The sequence below is a fragment of the Vibrio sp. 10N.247.310.17 genome, from assembly GCF_041466605.1.
Lineage (GTDB): Bacteria > Pseudomonadota > Gammaproteobacteria > Enterobacterales > Vibrionaceae > Vibrio > Vibrio tasmaniensis_A.
This window is the reverse complement of the sequence record NZ_JBFSTC010000069.1, coordinates 1-22928: the sequence shown is the minus strand read 5'-3', so window position 1 is coordinate 22928 and position 22928 is coordinate 1. Positions and strand designations below refer to the sequence as shown.

At 42.4% G+C, this 22928-nt stretch carries 24 protein-coding genes and 2 pseudogenes; 4 read left to right on the top strand and 22 right to left on the bottom strand.

The window, feature by feature from the left end; all coding sequences use genetic code 11:
- Window positions 1–2 precede the first annotated feature (2 nt).
- From sctF to ati1, 10 genes are all read right to left on the bottom strand, one after another.
- Window positions 3–251, bottom strand: a complete 249-nt coding sequence (sctF, locus tag AB6D80_RS17440) for a type III secretion system needle filament subunit SctF (protein ID WP_017096468.1) — start codon at window positions 249–251, stop codon at window positions 3–5.
- 15 nt (window positions 252–266) lie between these two features.
- A complete protein-coding gene (locus AB6D80_RS17435) occupies window positions 267–473 on the bottom strand; it encodes an EscE/YscE/SsaE family type III secretion system needle protein co-chaperone (protein ID WP_017100155.1) in 207 nt (68 codons plus the stop codon).
- On the bottom strand, window positions 466–1761 hold the full coding sequence (gene sctD, locus AB6D80_RS17430) for a type III secretion system inner membrane ring subunit SctD (RefSeq protein WP_017096466.1): 1296 nt from the start codon (window positions 1759–1761) through the stop codon (window positions 466–468). Before sctD ends, AB6D80_RS17435 begins: the two co-directional genes overlap by 8 nt.
- Window positions 1762–1766: 5 nt before the next feature.
- Window positions 1767–3638: a type III secretion system outer membrane ring subunit SctC gene (gene sctC / locus AB6D80_RS17425; RefSeq protein ID WP_017100156.1), complete on the bottom strand. Its 1872-nt coding sequence runs from the start codon at window positions 3636–3638 to the stop codon at window positions 1767–1769.
- A complete protein-coding gene (locus tag AB6D80_RS17420; protein WP_017096464.1) occupies window positions 3638–4066 on the bottom strand; it encodes a YscB family type III secretion system chaperone in 429 nt (142 codons plus the stop codon). Before AB6D80_RS17420 ends, sctC begins: the two co-directional genes overlap by 1 nt.
- 12 nt (window positions 4067–4078) lie before the next feature.
- Window positions 4079–5059 carry a T3SS regulon anti-activator ExsD domain-containing protein gene (locus AB6D80_RS17415; protein WP_372189140.1) on the bottom strand — a complete coding sequence of 327 codons (981 nt, stop codon included), beginning with the start codon at window positions 5057–5059 and terminating at the stop codon, window positions 4079–4081.
- Window positions 5060–5192: 133 nt separating this feature from the next.
- Complete coding sequence (locus AB6D80_RS17410; RefSeq protein ID WP_017100158.1) at window positions 5193–6062, bottom strand: helix-turn-helix transcriptional regulator; 870 nt, start codon at window positions 6060–6062, stop codon at window positions 5193–5195.
- Between the two features lie 480 nt (window positions 6063–6542).
- Window positions 6543–6950: a YscW family type III secretion system pilotin gene (locus tag AB6D80_RS17405; protein WP_029223147.1), complete on the bottom strand. Its 408-nt coding sequence runs from the start codon at window positions 6948–6950 to the stop codon at window positions 6543–6545.
- A gap of 896 nt (window positions 6951–7846) precedes the next feature.
- A complete protein-coding gene (locus AB6D80_RS17400) occupies window positions 7847–9334 on the bottom strand; it encodes a VPA0450 family T3SS effector inositol phosphatase (RefSeq protein ID WP_017096459.1) in 1488 nt (495 codons plus the stop codon).
- A gap of 30 nt (window positions 9335–9364) precedes the next feature.
- Window positions 9365–9814, bottom strand: coding sequence for an Ati1 family type III secretion system chaperone (gene ati1 / locus AB6D80_RS17395; protein ID WP_017100160.1), 450 nt, complete (start codon window positions 9812–9814; stop codon window positions 9365–9367).
- 377 nt (window positions 9815–10191) lie between these two features.
- Here ati1 and AB6D80_RS17390 point away from each other — a divergent pair.
- Window positions 10192–10506: pseudogene (locus AB6D80_RS17390) on the top strand (transposase); the annotation flags it as partial.
- 381 nt (window positions 10507–10887) lie between these two features.
- Here AB6D80_RS17390 and vopD read toward each other — a convergent pair.
- The 12 genes from vopD to sctW are packed head-to-tail and all read right to left on the bottom strand — an operon-like array spanning window position 10888 to window position 20615.
- Window positions 10888–11889, bottom strand: a complete 1002-nt coding sequence (vopD, locus tag AB6D80_RS17385) for a type III secretion system translocon subunit VopD (RefSeq protein ID WP_069591733.1) — start codon at window positions 11887–11889, stop codon at window positions 10888–10890.
- Window positions 11890–11898: 9 nt separating this feature from the next.
- Window positions 11899–13098: a type III secretion system translocon subunit SctE gene (gene sctE / locus AB6D80_RS17380; RefSeq protein WP_017096455.1), complete on the bottom strand. Its 1200-nt coding sequence runs from the start codon at window positions 13096–13098 to the stop codon at window positions 11899–11901.
- Between the two features lie 3 nt (window positions 13099–13101).
- Complete coding sequence (locus AB6D80_RS17375; protein WP_017096454.1) at window positions 13102–13593, bottom strand: SycD/LcrH family type III secretion system chaperone; 492 nt, start codon at window positions 13591–13593, stop codon at window positions 13102–13104.
- A 12-nt stretch (window positions 13594–13605) separates the two neighbouring features.
- Window positions 13606–15492 carry a virulence-associated V antigen gene (locus tag AB6D80_RS17370; protein WP_372189138.1) on the bottom strand — a complete coding sequence of 629 codons (1887 nt, stop codon included), beginning with the start codon at window positions 15490–15492 and terminating at the stop codon, window positions 13606–13608.
- A 10-nt stretch (window positions 15493–15502) separates the two neighbouring features.
- Window positions 15503–15793 carry an LcrG family type III secretion system chaperone gene (locus AB6D80_RS17365; protein ID WP_017096452.1) on the bottom strand — a complete coding sequence of 97 codons (291 nt, stop codon included), beginning with the start codon at window positions 15791–15793 and terminating at the stop codon, window positions 15503–15505.
- Between the two features lie 40 nt (window positions 15794–15833).
- A complete protein-coding gene (locus tag AB6D80_RS17360) occupies window positions 15834–16268 on the bottom strand; it encodes an LcrR family type III secretion system chaperone (RefSeq protein ID WP_017096451.1) in 435 nt (144 codons plus the stop codon).
- Window positions 16268–18394 carry a type III secretion system export apparatus subunit SctV gene (gene sctV, locus AB6D80_RS17355; RefSeq protein ID WP_102249940.1) on the bottom strand — a complete coding sequence of 709 codons (2127 nt, stop codon included), beginning with the start codon at window positions 18392–18394 and terminating at the stop codon, window positions 16268–16270. Before sctV ends, AB6D80_RS17360 begins: the two co-directional genes overlap by 1 nt.
- Window positions 18378–18716 carry a type III secretion system chaperone VscY gene (gene vscY, locus AB6D80_RS17350; protein WP_017096449.1) on the bottom strand — a complete coding sequence of 113 codons (339 nt, stop codon included), beginning with the start codon at window positions 18714–18716 and terminating at the stop codon, window positions 18378–18380. Before vscY ends, sctV begins: the two co-directional genes overlap by 17 nt.
- A gap of 5 nt (window positions 18717–18721) precedes the next feature.
- The gene (gene vscX / locus AB6D80_RS17345) at window positions 18722–19099 is read right to left on the bottom strand and encodes a type III secretion system protein VscX (RefSeq protein WP_017096448.1); all 378 of its coding nucleotides are present in this window, start codon (window positions 19097–19099) and stop codon (window positions 18722–18724) included.
- Window positions 19096–19470 carry a type III secretion chaperone SycN gene (gene sycN / locus AB6D80_RS17340; protein WP_017096447.1) on the bottom strand — a complete coding sequence of 125 codons (375 nt, stop codon included), beginning with the start codon at window positions 19468–19470 and terminating at the stop codon, window positions 19096–19098. The genes vscX and sycN overlap by 4 nt, the downstream gene beginning before the upstream one ends.
- Complete coding sequence (locus tag AB6D80_RS17335) at window positions 19457–19741, bottom strand: TyeA family type III secretion system gatekeeper subunit (protein WP_017096446.1); 285 nt, start codon at window positions 19739–19741, stop codon at window positions 19457–19459. The genes sycN and AB6D80_RS17335 overlap by 14 nt, the downstream gene beginning before the upstream one ends.
- Window positions 19722–20615 (bottom strand): type III secretion system gatekeeper subunit SctW, encoded by an 894-nt coding sequence (gene sctW / locus AB6D80_RS17330; protein WP_017096445.1) that lies wholly within the window; start codon window positions 20613–20615, stop codon window positions 19722–19724. The genes AB6D80_RS17335 and sctW overlap by 20 nt, the downstream gene beginning before the upstream one ends.
- A 186-nt stretch (window positions 20616–20801) precedes the next feature.
- On the opposite strand from sctW, the gene sctN reads away from it, so the two are divergent.
- The 3 genes and pseudogenes from sctN to AB6D80_RS17315 all read left to right on the top strand — a co-directional run.
- Window positions 20802–22124, top strand: a complete 1323-nt coding sequence (sctN, locus tag AB6D80_RS17325; protein ID WP_017100265.1) for a type III secretion system ATPase SctN — start codon at window positions 20802–20804, stop codon at window positions 22122–22124.
- Window positions 22121–22582, top strand: a complete 462-nt coding sequence (gene sctO / locus AB6D80_RS17320; protein WP_017096443.1) for a type III secretion system stalk subunit SctO — start codon at window positions 22121–22123, stop codon at window positions 22580–22582. The genes sctN and sctO overlap by 4 nt, the downstream gene beginning before the upstream one ends.
- A gap of 9 nt (window positions 22583–22591) precedes the next feature.
- A pseudogene (locus AB6D80_RS17315) lies at window positions 22592–22928 on the top strand (type III secretion system needle length determinant); the annotation flags it as partial.

The window sequence follows — 22928 nt, the reverse complement described above, 5'->3', positions numbered from 1 at the left end:
GGTTATACCTTCTGCAGAATTGATTGCATCACGTCTTTGATTGCACGTGTTGTGGTCGCATTGATGTTATATACCACAGACCATTTGTTGATTGTATGCTGTAGCTCTGCAAGCTTTGAAGGATCGTCTGCGTTCGTTTCTAAGTTTTTGATCGCGGTGTTTACCGCTTCATTCGCTGTTTTTGATTGCTGTAACAATTTAGCTTTAACTGCGTCGAGGTTAACGCCTTTACTCGAATCATAAAATGACATATATATCGCCTTCTTTTATTTGTTGTCTAGAAATGTTTCAATTACCGTTAATGCTGCTTGATAAGCCTCGTGCTGTTTGTGTAGCAACTGGTATTCTTTTGGTGAACAGCCAAGATGGAGCTGACGCTTTATCGCTGATTGCGCTTGCTTGAACTTAAAAATGATCACCTCTTTTTCTTGCTGCCCTGAATCGCCTTGTAATAACTGCTCAAGATTAGTCATTGTTATTTTCACCTTCATACTCTAGATCAATAGTGATTACCCGCCCGCGTTTTACGAGTTCAATTCCTGCCGGAGTAACGCTTGAAATACGGTACCCTTGAGGAGTGCGAGCTCCTACCATGTAACGAACATTGTCAGTGAGGATGACATAAGGAAATAGGCCAAAATTCACGCTACGAAACGGAAAATCGATGTTTGTTCCTTTGCTCACTTTAGGAATAGATTTCAAGACAAGATATGGTTTCTCGCCATACTGCTCTCGAAAATCTCTCGTTACACCATAAAATCGAGTTGTTTCAACATCATCAAGCTCGCCACGAACTTCAATACGATCACCGCTAGTAACAAGCTGAACTTTCTTTAAGAGCTCCGCTTCTCCTAACAACTCTTTTAGAGTAACCATGTATGCCCCCGCCCTTTGTAGCTCTACTTTCCAAGCGATAAGCCCTGGGACATCTCGTTCTAAGATCTGCTCAACTTGGTTCCAACGACTTGCATCATCAATGTAACCCGTTAACAGCAGCGTACCTGTCTCGTTACCATTTTCTACTTTTACTTGGTGATAACCGAGGTTTCGTAAGATAAAACGCACACCACGACGTATCTCTTCCATCGTTCTCAGGTCACTCTTGTAGTTGATACCTAATGCATCAATTCGACCAAGCAGTTGTACCTTTTGCGTTCTATCTTCTACGTAACCTTCAAGTACAGCCTGTAGAGCATTGGCATTCCATTCAACGCGAACATCGTTCAACTCGAGTTCACTAAGAATATTGCGTACCAAGACTATCGGCTCCGCTTCTGTGATTACGTCTTTGTCGCTCGCATGCACTTGGTCGTACCAAATACCTATAAAGATAACGCTTGGGATCAGGCCACAAATCAATCCGATGAGCAGCATTTTCTTCCAACCCGATGATGGTTTATGGCCAATTGGTTTCGCTTGCTTGCTTGCTACGTCATTTGCCATCTCAATAACTAAATCATCTTCCAAATAACCAACAGCAAAGGTTAAACGACCCACAGAAACCAAGGCTTTTCGCGACAAATCAACGCCACCGGCATCAACGGCGATAATTTCGTTATTGACTGAGACTTCTTCACACTCACGTAGTGAAACCGTTTCACCATCGCAAACTAAAACGAGGTGACTTGCTTTAATGCCAGAGTCGGTTAAGACTAAATCAGCGGTAAAGTCATCACTACCCAATACCAATGAATCGTTGGGTAAAGTGACTTCCACTCCGGAATGAACACCGGAAAGAATACGAATTTTCCATTGTTGCATTGAGGTTACTGCTCCTCTAATGGTCGAACGCAATGATTCTCTGAGCCATTACACTCTTTAATTTGTACTCTCCACCCTTTCTGCCCCGTAGGAAGCTCACATTCTGCTAACAACGATGACTTTCCTTGTGACAACAAATCTTGCTGATAACGTACTGCTTGTACTTCCTTTGTACAGCTGTACAAAGCAAGTGCTGATTTAAGGCCTGCACTGTTATTGGAAATACTATTCAACGTGCCAATCTTTGGCCTTAAGTCATATTCATTTCCGATAAGTACGTTGTCTCCGATACCATCGACAACAATTCTTGGTTCTATAATGAACATACGTACTGTTCTTCTCGTGGAGCTTTCCGTGCTTCTAAACAAAGCGCCGAGGTATGGAATATCTCCTAACAAAGGAACTTTTCGAAGCTTGTTGCTAATTTCATCACGGTATACTCCACCAATCAGCAAGCTTTGCCCCTGCTTTACCGTTGCCAAAGTACTAATTTCTGTTTTACGAATTGAAGGAACACCATCAATGTCACCATCGGGGATTTCCGCACCATCTTCTAGATGCAGACTCAAATTGATTTCAGGTCTTTCAACCAAACGGTCGCCAACGATGCGAGGTACAATTTTCAATAACGTTCCATAAGTCACTTTCTCTAGTGCTGCGGTTTCTTTGCCTATCAACTTGACATAAAATGTACTGCTGTTATTAAGGACCGCTTCCACATTTTCTTGTGTTAACAAGGTTGGTCTGGAAACCACTTGCGCACTACCTCTAGATTCAAGCAAACGAATTTGAGCCAATAAATAATTTAGGTTCGTCGCATCAAGCAGAGACTTAAAATTTTGCCCACTACCAAGCTTGACATCACCATTACCTACGTCACCAGTTGTTTTGAGGTCCAAAATACTGTTGTTACCCACTGCAAGACCAGCTCGCCAGTCAACACCCAACTGACTTAAGTCATTAGCACTAATATCAACGATAGAAAGTGCGACTTCGATCCTTGACTGCGGTTGATCTAACTGCGCCACCAACTTGTGATACAGCGGTAATCGAGCTTTTGTATCACGCACAATGATTGCATTTAAACCTGGTTCTGCTTCAACCGATGCACCGCTATGTAAAGAGACATTATTAGTAATTTTCTTAGGCGTATTGGTTATTACTTCTTCGTTCTTTTTCGCCACTTTAACCTGAGTTTGAACACCTGAAAGCACTCGGCTTAGTACCGAAGCAATCCCAGGAACCGTGACACCTTGGTCACGATAACTGATCTCTCGATCTGTCGCAGATGCATACTTCAAGGGAATAATATCGACAAACAATTCATCTGTTGAATTGGATTTCTGTACCAGTCTGCTTTCCAGTGCTTCTGCCGTTTGCACAACTAAATCGACGTATCTCGGTGGGCCAGCTAAGTAAACCAGCCCCTTATTTTCCGCTGCACGCCAGCCGTAACGAGAATCCCAAATCCCTGTCGAGATCAGGGTGCTACGTAATTCGCGAGCTGTTAACAGTTCGAGCTGCAACAATTGTGAACGGGTTTCTGTCGCTTTGTATACATGCAGCACTGCACCGTCGAAGTACCACATCAAGTTGTAAACCTGTGCCAGATAATCGAGAAACTCGGCTGGATCTTCTGGTGAAAATCGACCACTGGCTCGGTCATTTACCTTGTCGCTAACCGACACTGAAACACGGTAGTTTGCGCCAAAGTTATTCAGCAGTTCTTTTAGTGAATCATTGTCCGCGTAATAACGAAACGGTTGATCGACCCAATCAAGCTCAGAGGTATGTGAAGGAACTGCTATTATCAAACTTGAAACGTACACTACTGACAGCACGATTCTGCTTATTTGTGACTTTAAAACTGCAAGCATTATGGGATCCAAACACTGTGACTAACAGTATGATTAACACGTTGATGTTCGAGCAAATCATTGAACTGCTCCACTAAATTTACGTGCTGAGCAAGCTGCGTGCAAAGCTCTTCTGTCGTTGCACTTTCCATAATCATCTTCCCTTGCATAATCAACTGTTCTTTGTCATTCACCGTCAACGTGCTGCGTGTATCTCGCAACGTTTTCAAGGAGAGCTGCATACAATGTTTTAGCGCCTGCTCTTTTTGAAAATCAAGGTGCGATTCAAAATAAAATGGGAGCACGGTTTCCCACAAGATCCATGATGAGTGCTGGCTAATATTAAGCTGCATCTGGTCAACTTCGATATCATAGGAACCATTACTTGAGGCAATAAAATCCCCCTCCCTTAACGTTTCCGCTAGGGATTTCATCATTTTATCTAACATATTTAGTCCTATTTAAATCTGCCTGAGATTGTTACAAGCTTGCCCGCACTCATTGTTTTGAATATCAACGTAGAAATGATCCACTCTGCCAACGGTTTGCATATCTTGAAACCATTGCCAAATTTTAGCGACGGCATTTAGATCGCTAAACACAAGCTCACATGCATCCCAAATATCGCTCAGCTCAGGAGCTTGTACTCGAGCCTGGCTACACCATATTTTCCATTCAGATATAAATTTATCTGATATTCTACCGCACTCATATAAGCCCTTGAGTTTATCTAGAGTTGGCTTCCACTCTTCAACTAGTGCTCGATGAGATTCAATAACTTGATTTTGTTGCACATTGAGAACGCGAAGTTGGTCATGCAATTCACTATGCTGATTCTCAATGAGATCCAACTGTTGTTCAGCAAAAAATGTGCTACTCGCTTCTCCGGACAATCTCATCCAATACTCTTTCTGAATACTCAGTTGATTGATTAACTGTTCAAGCTTGATGGAGTCTTGTAGCGCCCTCTGATCCGTTTGCTGATTGCACCATTCATTTAAGGTTAAATACATCGAAAGAATTAGTGTCTTAGGTGACGCTAGATTGAAGCGGTAACCTAATCGCTGATTAATGTAATCCAGTCTTTGTTCAAAAGAGTTCAACACCCGTTCGTCACTTAGTTGCCCACCCACTTCTAAGAAAAGGCGCATAGCAGAGCGGTCTAAACACGTTCCAAGCTTTTGATATGTTTTAATTAGCTGACTTGCACATAAACAATCAACAACATTACGATCAAGCAAGCGCTGCAGTAAAGACAATTGGTCGTAACTCAGAACACCTTCACTGAGTAGCTGTCTGTGGTTTACATTAACAACGTTAAGCTCTTGAGTTGATTTAGGTAAGCCCTCGTACCTTGCGCCTCGCTGCAATACAGTGACCTTCCTCTGCAGCACAATGTTGTTAGGAAAAAGCGAACGGCGTCGCCAATGCTGCTTTTTCATTTTAATCTTCTCCGTATCTACTTCGAGCAATCCAGAAGGAAGTAGAGATAATAGTTTTGCTCATCGTTACGCTGAGCATAATAGGGTTTACACCCGTTAATGCCTTTCAAAATTAGTCAGAAAATTTTAGTCGTCAGACATTTCGCTTAACAATTACTACCGGATCATCTCCAGAACGGACCTTACTTGGTGTCGTTCCAAAGCGACGACGGTAACTTTGTGTAAAGTAAGACTGGCTTGAAAACCCCGCTTCCATCGCAACATCGACAATGTTCATCTTGCTTGTGAGCAATAGTTTGTGAGCGTGTAATAAACGACGTTCACTGATCCAAGCTCTAGGGGAGATACCATAATATTCGTTAAAAAGCTCTTTAAACGTAGTCAGACTCGCACCAAACTCTTGAGCATAGTCTGTCAGTTTCCACTCTTTAAGATAATGAAGATCCATAAAGCGACGGAGTCTCTCTGAGGTTCGATTTGTCAGTTGTGATAACAACGCGTAGAGGTGTTCACCTTGGTCACCATGCAGTAACAAGATGAGCATTTCCTCATACTTTAAGCGCATAATAGCATCAGGAAAAGATTGCTCTTCTAGAGTATTAATCCCTAATAACGTCTGTTCTAACAATAAGTTTAGAGTAAAAGGGAATAATCCAGACTGTACATCCTCAACCTTTGGCAACGACATCAAAAGGTCACTATGCTTTTGCAATAGTTGACTCACCAGTTCATTGTCAAATTCGATAACCGAAGCCGCATATTGACCGCCTATCGGTGTGTATTCTAGTAAGTAATCCCCTTGAGAAAGATAAACCCCTCGACCAGCGACCACGTCTAGCGTACAACCCCCGGTTTGCACCCTCAATTGACCATTGTGAACGATAACAATATGAGACTGGCTAGAATGAAACACTTCATCGTATTTTTCATAGCAGCACGCACCATGAATTTTTCGCAAGTGCGAGTCGACCCTTTCGGCGTTTAGTCGGCCTAACACATCCATTTTCTACCCTTCATAATTTTAATTCCTCCAGTTCAAACAAGAGAAACTGTCGAAGCCAGCAGTGCGATTGCAAATGCAGACCGATTACCAATAAATAGTCCATAACACTACCATCCAACCCGAATAATAACGAATAACCAAGCGCTAACTTCGATAGCAAAAATAATTCTGGCAAAAAAGTATTTTTGATATCGTCGTGACATATTTTTGATAGTTAATTAGTATTTTCTAATTTTCAACTGGTGATACAAAAAGAAATTTTACATTAAACACATGAACGTGGTATTTTTAAAGTTCGCTTGATTTACATTCCAACCAATAAGTGCGACATGCTTTATTAAAGCACCTGGGGATAGCCATATATATTCAAAGGAACTGATGCTTACATAATAAAAAACCCAATGACCTTATTTTAAATATACCTAGAACTAGGATATCCTCCAACGCATTAAGCATAATAATAAAGGAAAATATTACTTCCTAGTAATTATTATAAGCCTCTAGGTTTAAGTTGGTATATACACTGCCTTGCGTAAAGATATATCGCTCTTCCTTTTTTGCGATAATCTCACCTTGATAACGCAATATAGCGCGCACTTTCATCTCGCCATTTCCAGCTTGAATCGGAGCAATAACAAACGAGTATTGAACGGGTAACTGAACCCCTTGATACTCTTGTTGTAAAACAGTAAAACACTGACTATCTAAAACCTGACACACATCGACGCTTAGAAATGTACTCACTGGAGCGGTGTAATTATCAAACGTTATCCAACCAAATAGTGCTCCTTGAAGATGATTAGAAAACCCATTTGACACTGGGTTTTTGGTTGCACAACCGCTTAGCATCAATGCAAGGAATATTAAGCAATAAGAGTTCTTTTTCATAGGAGACAAGTATTCATCTAAATTGTCAGTGACAAAGTTATGGTTACCCATGGCATCAAAGCGGTTTAATCCAGTAATAAGGGGTATTTCGCTATACTCGCTATGGTTATCCGTTGTTATCTATCAAGGGCTGGAGCAATTTGACCACTGCAATTAGTATCATCAATACAGAGACCCCCCTTCGTATGGAGCACGCATAGCCTTTTTGCACGGTCGCGACTATCTACTTATGAAATACATCGTTTACTGGCACCATTTAGAAAAGGGCAATCGTTGCTTTGGCAGTTCGCCAAAGTAAATCAAGCAATCATGCTTCTCAAAAACATAACTGACCTCATCATATAATGCGCTGAACCCTCGATATGCAACATGCTTCCCATCCGTTCTTGCTAACTATCTATATTCTAATGAAATATCTTTATAAATAAAGGATGAACTCGATTGCATCACTTTTACACAAATCAATAAAATCAATAATTTAACAACAAACAAATAAAAAAAAAGTCCTAGATACCACTTAGTTTTATCCTTATTACCCGCCATCACTCACAACGAAGGGAATACATTTCTGTCGTAAACAGGTCTTGTTAGCTAAAGTTAACAATCCAAAATTATAATTTATTGACAGCAGACGACTTTGTTGCGTAATTCAGTTTTAACCACTCGTTAATCCTTTATATCGACAAATTCTTGAGTTTAAACTTCTTCTATCCAGCGAAAATTGAAGCGAGCCAAGGCGAGCAGATCATGACAAGAAACGAAATGCGTCAAACGCTTTTTGAGTATATATAGGTTGATTACTATCGAACGAAAAGGCAATCTTACGATCACCTTTTGTATTCATCATTCCTATTCATCTAGATAGATTCACAAATAGGTATTCTGGTGAGTCTATCTTAAAGGTTGGCAATGAACTGCTGGTTAAACTGAGCGTTTACTTTGCGGTTAAGCTGTTCGTATTTCTCGGTCAATTCAATTTGTTGAGTCTGTAGTTGACCGGTGGTCAGGTTAGCAGTGTGAAGCTGACGCATCTCTTCCATAAAGCCATTTGTTAGCTGGCTAAAGATGGCATCTTTGCCGATGATAAAGCTAGTGAAGTTCTCTTTTACAAACGCTTGTTCATCGCTACTCAAGTTTTCTAGACCAAGGCGAGCTTGATTCGCTGAGGTCACATCATCAAACGTCGCTTTTGCCGGATCAGTACCAGGATTTAAGTACGCTGCTTCATTTTTGAAGTCTTCTGCTGTATGTGTTTGTGCGTTTTCAATCAGCTTTTGAGAGGAGCCTCTTACTTCAAATGTAGACTGTACTGGCTTGTGGTCGCTGACATTATCAAACCCTTCAGTGATAACACTGGTTTCATGGTTTTGTAAGTTGCCTGTTTTATTTGTTAAGCCAGTATTATCGAGCTCACCGAAGTCAGGTCGGTCACGACCTTCTTTTTGTTTAATATTACCAGTGTGCTTATCAAGCTGCATGTAAGTGTGACTATTAAGAGGATTGAACTTAAAGCCATGCTTGGCTAAATGCGTATCATCATGTGCGACTGGATCGTACATCACATCAGAACCTTGAGCGGTGCGTTTTTCACGCTCATTCAGATCACCAGTGATCAGAACCTCTTCATGCGGTTTGCTCCCTTCCATCAACTTGTTACCTTCGAATTCACGTTTGACTTCTTTGTTAGAATCCAAGTGTGCAGAAATGACGTTTAGAGCTTGACCATTGATCTCTAGAGCCGTTTTTACGCCACCTTTGTTACCAGTGATACCCATGAAGAATTCCATGTTTCGACCACCGATACCATGACGGTATTCAGACTCTTTTTTGACGTTAATATCGACGCCGTCTTTTGCAAAAACGGACATTGAAGTGTAGCTAACACCTTCACCAAGACCTTTCGTCATAACTTTCATTTTGTTTTGACTCAGAAGGTTCATACCATCAAGTTCAAGATCGTTAGCAAGCAATTTAGACTCTTGTTCCGCAAACAAAACCACATCATAGTCACCTTTTTGAATCAGGTTCTGGAAGTAGTTCTTTGTGTCTTCCGGCATCTTTTGGTTTGCTTGGTTATAGGTCAAAGTTAAGACCTTAACGTTGCCGCTGCCTTCTTTTTTATGCAGTTGTTGATTCATCTGATTCAGCTTTAAATCACCGTTTTTTGAAGAATCGGCTTTACTAAAGAAACGATTAAAAAAGCTTCGGTTTTCTTTTTGTTTTAGAGTAACGTCACCATCGCTATTTTTAGTTACGCTGTACTCTTTACCAAATACAGAACCAAATTTAACGGTATCGCCTTCTTTGGCGCTACTTTTAATATTTTGAATATCTGCGAGGTCTAAATTACCTCGATGCTGGCTATTAATTTGAATTGTAGACATACATTAAACTCGTATTTTAAATAAGGGAACTTAAACAAAGATCCCAGCAGGAAGTGTTTCTGGGATTGGCTCTGCGTTATCCGCTTGTTCAATAAAATGGTGCCATTGCTCCATTCTTTCTAACAGTTGCTGAAAAGTGTTCTGCACATAATCTTGAGGTTTGTTTGAGAGAAAAATAACCTTGTAGCTCGTTAACCTTCGGCTATCGGGCATTAGACCGATACCGAAACCACCACGGAAAGGTTCCAGAGCATGTTCACCAATCGCGATAGCAATCGTTTCTGGAAGAGGGGTTGGCAACTCCACAGGGCTGGTGAGAGACATGTGTAAGCTAATGGTGGTTTCGTTCTTAAATACGGTTAAGAAAAGTGCTTCATCATGATTATTCGTATCCGATGATAACTCACATTGAAATAATCCGTTTTCATCAAAATCCACGCCGTTACCTAAAAAACTGATACTTTCCTGATAAATATCCATTGTGTTCCTTCTGTGTATTTTTCTGAGGGTTCTTATTCGTAGTGAGAAGAATTATAAAGATGAGGGAATGGCAAGATATTAAATACGGGCGGAAGTTTTTATACTCAATGAACTTTAAGAGGCTTTGATGCTTAATTTAGTTTAGAGACAGAGTCGCACCGTTTCGTGTGCTTCTTAGTCAATACGACAAGTTTTATAACCCAGTAAGCTTGTTCAACGCTTTGCTCATCGCATAAGTTTCACCCACCTGTGCATTGTAATTTCTTAAGCTCATCGTCCTCCTAGTAACAGAGAATGAATGCATTGTTGCTTAAATCAGTTGAACCTTTTCCAAGTCTTGTGATCTGATCCTTTATGGTAGTTAGAACGGTGGTGACATGGGTAAAGCGGAAAAGAAGATAACTAACTGGGCGGAATACAATAAGGCTCTGTGCAAGCGTGGTAGAGGTTTCCAGTATTCTGATACCGCGATTGAAACTGCCTTGATGATTAAGGGGATCTTCTATCCGCCATTACGTGCTCTTCAAGGCTTTATTGATTCTATCTTTGAGCTATTGGATGTTCCACTGACGTCCCCTGACTACACCTGTATCAACAACCGTTCGAAGACAGTTCAGGTCAAATATCGCAATAAATCCAAAGGAGCTATTCGCCATATAGCGATTGACTCGACTGGTCTCAAAGTTTTTGGCGTCGTTGAACCTCAAACTGATTTGATCAACAACGCCGAGAATGAGTGGATTCCATACATCGCGGAAAATCTAAAGTAAAATGGCTATGAACTTATGCTAGGAGTGGGTTTTATTATTGGGTTGATAATCGCAACAAAGCGTAGATAAGCGTGTCAATGATCTCCTCAAGGAAGAGTTCTTGCTGACTCAGGACAAAAATCTTAACGAGTTAAAACGCTTATTGAAGAGTTGATACATACGTCTAACGAAATTAGGCGGCATTTCAGTCTAGGTGTGAATTTGCCAAATAAAATGCATGAAAAAAGCCAGTAACTTGCATTACTGACTTACTAAAAATTGCCAACCTACTTTAGAAGAAGGGGACTCTAATCCGCAGTGGTTTTAAACGGTAGGAGCAGATGCTCGCCATGCTTGGTTTTGGCTATCAGCAATTGAGCGAAACAGATCCCGCAGCTCTTTAAGCATACTATCTTGAAAACCAATATTTTCGTCAGCTTTCTGTTTCAATGCTTGTGCACGTGTCGCTAGAACTTCATCTTCTTTACCGCGAGCCTGAGCTTTAGTTTGCTCTACATTTGATGCTGAGTTTGCCATCTGACTAAGAGACTGAAGAATCGAATTTCGCGCTTGATTAGAGGTGGTAGCTTTGTCAAACTTTCGCCCCCCTTTTGTCAATTTATCAGTCAAATTACCAAGACGGTCTTGCCCGACATCCTGAACACGCTTTAACTGTTGCTGTTGAGTTTTCGATAACCCACCATTGTTCAACAAATCATTAGCCTTATCTACACCAGCTTTTTGTGTTTTCAGTAATGTATTAGTCGATGCTTCCGCTTTAATTTGTTTACCAGCTTTAGCAGAACCTATTCCGCCCAAAATTGCCGTTACACCGGCTAGAACTCCTGAAACTACAGCCATTGCGATCATCGCTTTAGCAGATTTATTTAGCTCTTGTGCTTGACTCTTAAGGCTCGCTACATTCGCTTCAACCGCGATTTCACGTTCAAGTGTTTGTTGTTCTCGGCTTAACTTCGAAACTTGGTACAGTAAGGTCATCAAAGCAAGAGATTCCGAAACCGTATTTGACGATGATTGAGTTCCAGATTGACCATGAAGTGCTTTTTCTAGGGTTTTCATAAGCAGATTTGCTGTTGGTGCCAAAGCGGTCATCAGCTTTTCAACCACGCGAGCTTGTTCTCCACTTTTCGGCGCTTTAGGTCCTTCCAAAAGATAATGTTTAGCACCTGACACCGCCGTCTCATCGTTACCACGAACCGCTGCTTCGGTTTTTGTCTCGGGGGCTTTTTCAACCTTAGTCGTTTTATCTATCTCACCCAAACCGTATAGATCTGCATTCCCAGTCTTACCAATTTTATCTAACATAAATTCTCCTTAAACCGTCGCTGGACGATTCATTACCGTTTCCATCGTTTCGCTTTTCGCCTGAATCATCTGCATGATGACATTCATCAACTCTTGGAAACCTTCCATCATCTTAGCGATTTCTTTTTTAAGCTTATCAATAACCGATTGAGTCAGCACCTTCTCCGCTTTCTGCTGAGTAAGATCCGCATTAATTTCTGTCACTTTAGCTTTATTATTGGAATGAACACTATCGGCAGAGCCTTTACCAACATTAGAAAGAAGATCTAATGACTCTGCAGCAAATCGAATACCTTTAGCTGTCGTCGTGGCTGCTTTAGAACCCATATCTGCAACTTTTGCCATATTAGCTGCCGCTTTAGTCGCAATATCAGTGATTTTTTGTGCTACTTTACTGGCACTTTTCCCCGCCAATTTAGCAATACCGCCCGCAGCCGCGCCGCCAAACGTCACAACAGCCCCAATAACCGCAACCGCAATCTCTAAAGCCATCATAACTTTGCTGAGAGCATCGACATTAATGCCAGCTTCTTTCATTGCATTTTGAACAGCTGGTTCTTGCATAGCCATACTGACTACACCCAATACACCACCGGCAATCATTAGTGCACCAGCTGCTGCTCCAACACCAGTTGCCACCATTACAGCGCCCACTATAATCGAAACTGCGGCACTGACCCACCCAAATATCTTGGAAACCAGACCCGATTTTTTCGCTTCTTTAGCCGCAGCTTCAGACTCTTTGAGTTTTTGTTCGTTATCCTTTATTTCTTGTTCGTGTTTCGCTTTCGCTACTTTTACTTCTTGGATCTTAAGCTTGTTTTGTACGCTCTTCAGTTTGTCTGTGATAGCAGCTAGCTCTACCTCAAAGTCATCGGCTGACCCTGCCAGGATTTTCACTGCTAGTGAGCCCGTGTTGTCGGCGACCGCATGTAAAACCTTGGCAATCGAATCAACGATTTTTTGTAGTTGATTCATGGCTTTCAGCGTTAATTCATTGACCTTATCGCTAACTGCAGCGTTCGGTGCATCAAGCTGAACTTTAACTTTACCAGTGTTCGGTACTTCAGATTTTTTACCTTTTACGTTTTCAACCGTTACTGAAGCTGACACGTGAGATGCAGTCTTAGTAACCTTATCTAACATTGTTTGACCAGAATCCGGTAAGTATGCCTGACTCTGAGTGCGGTCTAGTGCGATAGAATTCATATTCTAGTTACTCCTTTTGTTTTTCACCGCTTCTAACATGATGCCTGCGCGTTGATGCAAATCTGCATACTCTGGTTTTCCGGCAGACATCCCCTTCGCGCTGTAAAACCCACTCTCTGCCTCTGTTAATTGCTCAAGTTTTAGGTAACACTCTGCAGAGTGGAAAGGTGGGCGTGGGTCATTAATATCTACAAGCGCTGCATAACTGTAGGCGTCAATCGCCTGCAGGTACTCACCCAGTTCTTGACGAGCAGCTCCTAAACCAATAAAAAATCGTGCTTGGTAGTGGTCAAGCATGCTAAGCAGTTGGAATATCTTACCGGCTTGCTCTATTTTTCCTGATTGGAAAAAATTGAATCCAACAGCGTAAATGTGCTCAATGGTATCTGCTGATACATCGTGCAGCATTTTTAACGTTCCACCTTCCTCAAGAAACGAAAGGAGTTCCTCTGCTTGCATTTGAGATGGGTCAGTTACCGGGTTTTGTGTAGTCATGGTTATTTATCCTTAAATCGCTCGTAGGATTGCTTGCAAAATATTGTGGTACTTTTGAACAAATTTGTTCATAGCTTCAACAGTTGCGTTGTATTGGGAACTGATGTCGCTTAACGCAGTAGTTTTTAACTGTACAGAATCGTTAATTGGCTTCGACTTACTTGAAACCGAGCTAGAAAAATTACTAAGGTATTTGTTATCTGTATTGTTATAATATACATCGCGACTAACAGTCACTCCTGCATGCTCTAAAAATTGTTTGTGAGTAAAGTATTTAACTCCATCAGAACCAATCCTTGGAGTTATATGTTTTTCTAAATACTTAAACTCCTTACCTTTTTCAAACTTTTGTTGAGTCTCATATCCGAAATGTTTATAAGTAAAATGCTGCCTGTCTGGATAATAATGCCCACCACCAGTACTTGAGTTAATTATCTCCGATAACTTTGTACTGATGGTAGTCTGGACTTGACCAAATATTTTTAGTTTAGTCGTAAGCTCTTGGAGTTCCTCTTTCTTCTCGTTACGCTTTTCAAGACGGTTCACTCGACGCTCATTTAAAGAAAACAGCACGCGCTCATCAAAACGATCGCCAATAGTCGAATCAATCACAGATAACAAATCACGAGAGGTTAACGAGTGCTCAGCTTTAACATCTGCTTTCCTTTGACCGTCAGTCCCTACCGTTATTTTCTTTTCATCTTCTGTGATTTTACTTAAACGAGCTTTCAGAGCGGCTAGGTTACTCATCATTTTTTTATGACGAGTGGCAAAGTCGATACCAACATCTTTCCTCAACATCATTTTTTCAAACTGAAATCTTATATCTCGTGCTGTATGCTGTTTTATTTGGTCAACCTGTTGTTGTGGAGTTTGGAACTTCTGCACTTCGTGAAGACTGCTATAAAAGGCATCGACTTGAGTGTTTATAAGACTCACAGCCATATTCGAGAATAAGCTAGAGAGCGTTATATCCGTAGATGAGCTCCTTAGCTTTGCAATTGCCGCATCAAGTACTATTTGCAGCTTACTAACCGAACCAGCTCCATAAGCATTTGCGTATTGACCTTTTACTTGGTTCACCAGATCGTTCAGCCCTCCTCTAAGCTCCTGCTTAGACATACCTGGAAGCCAAGTGATTTTATTTGCCAAAAGTTGTGCATCACTGCCACTTAGCGTAAGACCTGCATTATTTAAAGATCTAGTAAGCTGTGCTAAAACTGCTGCTTTGAAGCTTTCTTTCGTTAATAAATAATCCGAGTTATTTAGCTCGTTGATGTCTACCGAACCTAGATTGCGAAATGCATTACGCAAAAAAGAAATAGCGTTCTCACGAACCTTACTAGAGCTCATTTGCTGAGAAAGTGAATTTATAAACACACTGATCTTCGCAGTAGCTTGTTTAAGTGCATCGGCATCTAAGTTAGCTATTTGTTCTTCTTGGGTACTCTGGCTTCCTAATCGGAACTGATTGATAAAGTCTGTAGGGAGCGAATTGTCTACCTTGTCACTTAACTGCTTTTCGAACCAAGTTCGGAATTGGTAAGTAAGTGTTTTGTTGACTCCGTTTACCAAGTCTTGAGGTGAAATCTGACCATTCACCGCTTGATTTTGCAACGATTTCATCCAATGAGCAGCAGTATCAACTGCAGCAGTGCCAGTAAATGCTGCTTGTTTTTCTAGTAGTTTCCTCAATGAATTGGCATAAAGATCAAGGCTATCTTGTTCACTACGCCCTAACACCTTAGGCAATTGACTAATCAACGCCTTCAACTTAGCCGCATTTGGCTCCCCTAAAATATTAGCCAATTTATCAGCCAAACGATCCTGAAATGAGGTCTGCGGCTCTGGTCGAGGTCCTACCCCACCTACTGGGTTTCTTCTGTTTATATCCGTCATTTAAAAACCTTTAAATTACTATGCCACGAAGTAACACAGGCCGCTTGCGCCTAGAGCCTTCGGCATTAGTGCCGTGGAGCGGATGTTGTTGTTGTCTGCGGCGTTGTACTTCCTCGAGCAATTCATGTTCTGCTTGTTTCATCAGTTTGGGATCGGCGTTTAACCCATCAAGCAGAATATTTCCTGCTACTGGACCAACACCTAATCCTTCAAGTAGTTCATTGAACACTTCAGCTCTGTCATCTGCAGTAAGGATAGCAAGTTCTGATTTTTCAATGGTTTCGGTAAAGGGTTGCTTCATCTTGATACCTATATTAAAGCGAAGCATCTATTAGATGCTGTCAGTAACAGTCGAGAGTTTTTACTTTCTTTCTCTTTTTAAGTGGGCGGTAGTCACTCAGGCGCAAGTAGTACCAATCATCTTGTTCATCGTGACTCGCACCACAGGCTCCCAAATAGAATTGCGCTAATCTTTGGTTACTCATATTGCTACCACGCAATACGTCAACGTTGCCACGAATGATCCAGTTGAGTGGGTACAATCGGATAGCATGTTCTGCGAGTAAAAACAGTGCAGAGAAAGGATTGCTCAAACCTTGGTTTGGAGTAATTCTTCGCAACAAAACGATGATAATTTCACCATCGTCTACTCGGAACACGAGCTCCATACCGTCGTATTCGTAGCGATGGCCAAGTAAGATAGTGCTTTTCTGCCAGAAATAAGGCCTCACTTTGATTCCTGACGTCACTAAAGACTGACTGAGTACACATGCCATTACATTCCCACCCTGCCTAAAGGTTGAATATTAATTTGTTGCGTTAGTTCTTGAAAAGACAGCACTGGCAGATCGTAGTATTCAGATTCAATCAATTTTCGCACGTAACGGCGTACGTCCATTGACACCACTAACACTGGTTTATTTGGCATACGGCTCAAATCACCAACTGCTTGCTTAACGTCGCTGACAAACTGTTGAGTAACGGAAGGGTCAAGCGCTAAGTAACTGCCCGACGAAGTCTGACGAATACCGTTACGGAGCATATCTTCCAAGCTCTGATCTAACAGGTATGCTGGCAACATATTTTGACCGCTGGCGTACTTGTAACAAATATAGCGTTTCAAACTTGAACGGATGTATTCAGTCAACTGAACCACGTCTTTTTCTTTTTGTCCCCACTCCACCATTGCTTCTAAGATCACTCGTAAGTTACGAATAGAAATATCCTCAGAGACAAGGCGTTGTAGGATTTCCGTCATTTTTTGCAAAGGCACAATACGCTGTGTCTCTTTTACTAATTCGGAATAACTGCCTTCCATTTGCTCTAGCAAATAACGAGTCTCTTGGATACCGATAAAATCTTGGGCGTACTCTTTTAGCACATGAGATAGGTGGTAAGTCAAAATACGGTCGGGAGTTAAAAAGCCCACTTGGCTGTTTTCTAGTTTTACTTTATGACTGTGGTCTACCCAAATACTCGAAATTCCCGGTAGAAAATCGTCATCTTTCTCGTAAGGTATACCAAGCAAATCGATCTGCTCATTATCTTCTGTCACCAGCAGTTTTAAGCTTTGAATCCGACCGCGGGCAACTGGCACTTCTTGCAATTGAATCAAGTATTCACCGTTGCTCATCCCTTCGTTAAATCGTAAGTGAATCCCCGGGAACGGCACGCCGAGATCTAGGTACAACGCTCGTCTTACTCGTGCGAGCTCATCATTCAAAGCGACGGCTTCTAAGCTCTCTTGTAAGCGAGCATCCAAATCGATTAGCAGCGGTACCGTCATAGCGAACTCTTCTTGTTCACCTAGTTTTCCTTTGCTGTTGCGCTGAGGTGCCGCTTTGTTCGATTTGGCGGCTGGCGAGCCCGCGCCTTGGGCAACAAAACTTGGTAAGTCGGCACTGCTTAATTTACTTTGTTGTTTTTTGTTATGGAGTAAGAAAAAGCCGCCACCACCGACTACAATAGCAAGAACAAAGAAGGTAACCTTCGGGAAACCGGGAATAAGCGCAAACAACACTAGCAACACACCGCCAATCAACAAAGCTCTTGGTTGTGCTGTAACCTGTGCTCCGATATCTGAGCCTAGGTCAGAGGACTCTTCATTCGAAACGCGCGTCACAATAATACCGGCAGTAATCGCGATAAAGAGAGCCGGAATTTGCGATACCAGGCCATCACCTACGGTCAAAACAGCAAATAGCTCCAATGCTTCCGACGCTGACATGCCTTTTTGAGTCACACCTATGGTTACACCGCCAAGAATATTCACCACGATTATCACCAGACCAGCAATAGAGTCTCCTTTTACGAACTTCATCGCCCCGTCCATAGAGCCGTACATTTGGCTTTCTTTTTCAATCACTGAACGGCGATGACGCGCCTCATGAACATCGATTACCCCGGCGCGCATATCGCCGTCTATACTCATTTGCTTACCCGGCATCGCATCAAGGGAGAATCGAGCACTGACTTCCGCTACCCTTTCTGAACCTTTAGTAATCACCATAAACTGAACGATTGTGATGATCAGGAAAACTACGATGCCCACGACCAGGTTACCACCCACGACGAAGTTACCAAAGGTAGAAACGATTTGACCAGCATCACCTTGCAGCAGGATAAGTCGTGTTGTAGTGATAGAAAGTGACAAGCGAAATAGTGTAGTGATCAACAGAACCGCTGGGAATGCAGAGAACTCTAGGGGGGATGTAATGTAGATAGCAATCATCAATAAGACGACCGCTATACTCATGTTGGTACCGATAAGTACATCCACCAATGTCGTAGGTAAAGGCAAGATCATCATAAAGACGATTGCCAGTAGCATCACGGCAAGCATGATGTCTTTACGCTGCCCAACCTTGTTAATAATATCGATCAACTTATTCATTTGGTTCACTATTTAGAGATTTTATATAACAGCGATGAGCGCGGCGCGCGCCCTCAACATCATCTTGTTTCCAGCGGGCTTGGCTAAGACAAAACCATAAACCAGCTTCATTAGAGTTGTTGGCTTCCAACAAGCTTTCGCACAGTTCGATTGAACGAGCGTACCGCCCTAAATCCAGGCATGCTACCGCTAATGTTTGGCGAGCTTCTTTATGCTGAGGTTCGATTTCCAACAGCGCTTCGAGTAACATAATTGCTTGTTTAGGTTTTTTATATTGAACTTGGAGAGCCCCGTGGATAAGCAATAGCTCCACATCTTTTGCTTGTAACATGGGAGTTAAACCTGAATCAGTAGATTCAACGCCATGGTGAGATAACGTTGATCTAATTGAGTAGTTTGCAACGTTTCCGCTGCTTGAGTTAGCGTATGAGAACCATTTTTCTTCGCCAAGTCTTGAAGTCTTTGCAGAGTTATATCAAACTGCTGACGGTATTTTTCTGGGCGAAGTAAGTCTGTATGTGTAATCTTTGGCTTAGCGAGTGGCATCAAGTACTGCTCTGAAGGGCGAAGTTCATACAATTTCTCTAGGTGCGTCGCGATGGCTTGACCGTCAGGTAGCAGTTGAAAACGTTGTGGAAAGTCGCTTTCGACTTGCTCAAGAGAGATATGAGCAAAACTTTCAATACCAACGTTTAATGTACTAATCCGATTCATGAGTTCACCACGTCGTTATGCAAACGAACTAGCAACGCGAATGCTTGTTCTATGGTTGGTAAGGTAACTTCATCGCCTTCAATTTGCGCTGAGAAAACTAACGCTTGTTCATCGAACAGCCCAGTTTTAATAGTGAATGGCCACCCTTGCCCTGAATGACAAAAGCTCAGTGCCTTTTTAATTGACTCATTAGATTGATGCCATGGCAGCGCTTTTACCAACATAAGAAACAAACAATCCTGATATTTCTCAAGGTACAAGGTGCCGCTTTGTTCAAAGCTCAACTGAACACGTCCAGCCGACGAGAAATTTACGGCTTCAAGCCCCATTCCTCGGCAAAAATCATCCACTGACGCATCAATCCAATTCATCGTTCCAAATTTCCTCTTCTTCTAAATCAATCGCTTCATCAAGCACTTTTTGTATTGCTTGTATTAGGTTTTGCCGCTGTTCTTCGTCGTTAAACACATCAATGGAAATATGCCGAACTAAGTTGTGCAGTTCTCGTAAAAAACTAATTTGTCGCTCAATGGCCCCCAACTTCATGGCGTTCACTAAGTTCCATATCTCTTCGCTTCCCACCCAGCGCTGCTCAACTAAGTCGATGACATCCGACATTAAATCAGTAACTTGATAAGCCATGGCTTGCCTGCTGAGGTTTAAACATCTGATAGATATTACTAACTTGATCTTGAAGGGTATTCAGCGTCTTAAGTTTTTGCATATCTGACATCAAAAGCTGCAGCTTAACCGAATCAATATTACTGCCTTGAACACTTAAATCTGCACTCATACCTTGCAACATAAAGTCGACGGCGGTGGACACCTCTTTTTCACCAAATCGCTCAACCACATCCTTGTATGCCGAGCCTAAGCCTTGGTAACTGTGTACTGTGTCACGATAGAAACCGCGTAGTTGGTGCAAACTGCTAAAGTCTTGCTCTTTGCTATATTCATCAGCAAAGCTCGACACACGAATCTCGGTATCAATCTGAGACCAAGAATCTGGATTTTGCTCAAAGTTCAGAAGGGCTTGGTCAATCAGCGCCAACAGATTCTTACTTTCTGGGTTCGCTCCGAGAAACTTTTTTACCGCCTTTAATGCAAGGTACTGGTGACTCTTCTCTTCAGAAAAGCCATTAAGGTAAGCTTGTAGCTGCGCGATCGTTGATAAGTTGCCACCCGCCATCTTGGTAGCAAGGTCTTTGATCTTTTGGTTCTTCTCAAGATCAGGAACTTTCCTTAAATATTCAGACACCAACTCATGAGCTTCATTAACCCGAAGACCACCATCTTTTACTTTACGTTTGGTTAGATCTTTTTCTGCTTTTTCTGAGCCTAATGACGTCAGCTCCTCCATTGCGTCAAATAATGATTGAGTAGCATTGTGTACTCGGACGCTCTCGCCTCGATAGTTTCCACCAATTGACTCCCCAGAACGTACGTACTCATGACCGCTTCGAATTGGCGTGTCAAACTTGTTACCCGTTGCAATTTGATTGTTGATAATACTCACTCATTTGCACTCCTTTCGTACAATATGACTTGAGTGTAAATGTTGTATTTGCAATAGGCTGTCAAAATCAGACGTGTTTTTTTAGGGCATTTTTAGTTTTCTAAAAACTCCCGACCAATAGTCACTATAAATACTGCCCCATCCTTTCTACTCTATCACTACCAGTTATTACGCATATTTCCTAAATTGAACGATTTCTCATACATCACCGAAACGCAACAATCTGCTATCAAACAAACTCGTTTGATACAAATCCGCGGCCGAGTTACTCAAGTTACTGGCACCATCATCAAAGCCGTGGTTCCTGGTGTTCGTGTTGGGGAACTTTGTGAGTTGCGCAACCCTGATCAAACCTTGTCGCTTCTCGCGGAAGTGGTTGGTTTTCAGCAACATCACGCGTTACTTACTCCACTTGGAAACATGCTTGGTATTTCCTCCAACACCGAAGTGAGTCCACTTGGAAAAATGCATGAAGTAGGCGTTGGCAACCACTTGTTAGGTAAGGTACTGGATGGACTGGGTCGCCCGTTTGATGGCACCCAAAATAAAGAACCGAGTGCTTGGTATCCAGTTTACAAAGATGCACCGCCACCGATGCAACGAAAATTGATCGAAAATCCCATCTCCATGGGGGTTCGTTCGATAGACGGATTACTCACCTGCGGCGAAGGACAAAGGATGGGTATTTTTGCCGCGGCTGGTGGTGGTAAAAGTACCCTACTCGCCAAGTTCATCCGCTCCGCTGACGTTGATGTCACAGTTCTCGCCCTTATCGGCGAAAGGGGGCGTGAGGTTAAAGAATTTATCGAACACGACCTTGGTGAAGAAGGCATGACAAGGGCGGTGTTAGTCGTAGCAACCTCAGATAGACCTGCAATGGAACGTGCCAAAGCTGCGTTTGTGGCCACCTCCATCGCAGAGTACTTCCGTGACCAAGGTAAACGCGTCCTACTGCTTATGGATTCTGTCACTCGCTTTGCCCGAGCTCAACGTGAAATCGGCTTGGCAGCAGGTGAACCACCAACACGACGAGGTTATCCGCCTTCTGTTTTTGCTGCATTGCCAAGACTGATGGAACGTGCTGGCCAATCAGACAAAGGCTCCATCACCGCTCTGTACACCGTACTTGTAGAAGGTGACGATATGACAGAACCAGTTGCCGACGAGACCCGATCAATACTTGATGGTCACATTATTCTTTCTCGGAAACTGGCCGCAATGAACCACTACCCAGCCATTGACGTGCTTCGTTCAGCAAGCCGTGTAATGAACCAAATCGTGGATAAAACTCATCAAGCATCGGCAGCTCATATGCGTGAAATGCTGGCAAAATATGAAGAAGTTGAACTGCTGATTAAAATTGGCGAATACCAACATGGTGCTGATAACCGCGCGGATATGGCCATTGATCAAAGTGATGATATCCGAGCGTTTTTACGTCAAGGCACACACGAAACAAGTGAGCTCGACGAAACCGTGACTCAGTTACAAGGACTCGCGGGCTTATGATCGAGCAGTTACTAGAGATCAAAACGATTCGTGCCGAGCGAGCTGACAGTGCAGTTCAGCAGCAAGAGTACCGAGTCAACAACGCCCTCTCTATAAGGCGAAAATCCGAGCAGTCCGTAGTCGATTATCACCAATGGCGAAAAGAAGAAGAAGAGCGACGATTTACCAAAGCGAAGCAGAAAATGGTGGTGCTAAAAGAACTCGAGATATTGCGACAAGAAATCGCACTATTGAGGGAAAGAGAAGCCGATTTAAAGCAGCGAGCCGCTGAAGCCAAAAAAGTATTGGAGCAAGAAGCTCAACGGCTCAAAGAGAGAAAAAAAGAAGCAATCGCCGCTCATAAAACCAAAGAAAAATTCATTCAGCTAAACGAACAAGAAATCGCTGAACAAATACGTCAAGTGCAGTACCAAGAAGAGCTCGAACAAGAAGAGTTTCGTAGTGCCATTGTTTCATAGAAGGTAAAAATGCGAGTCAAACACGATCACCCAGACACAGCAGGATTTCCCAAAAAGGTTCGACAGAGTCCCGCGACTAACGTCTCGGAAGAACTTGAGTCTATCTTTAACAATGCTCTGAAGCCTAAAACTCAGCCAGCCAATCTTCAGCAAAAGAGTGCCAAAGACCAAGCTGATTCAACGGATTCAACGGATTCAACGGATTCAACGGATTCAACGGATTCAACGGATTCAACGGTTTCAACGGATTCAACGGATTCAACGGATTCAACGGATTCAACGGTTTCAACGGATTCAACGGATTCAACGGATTCAACGGATTCAACGGATTCAACGGATTCAACGG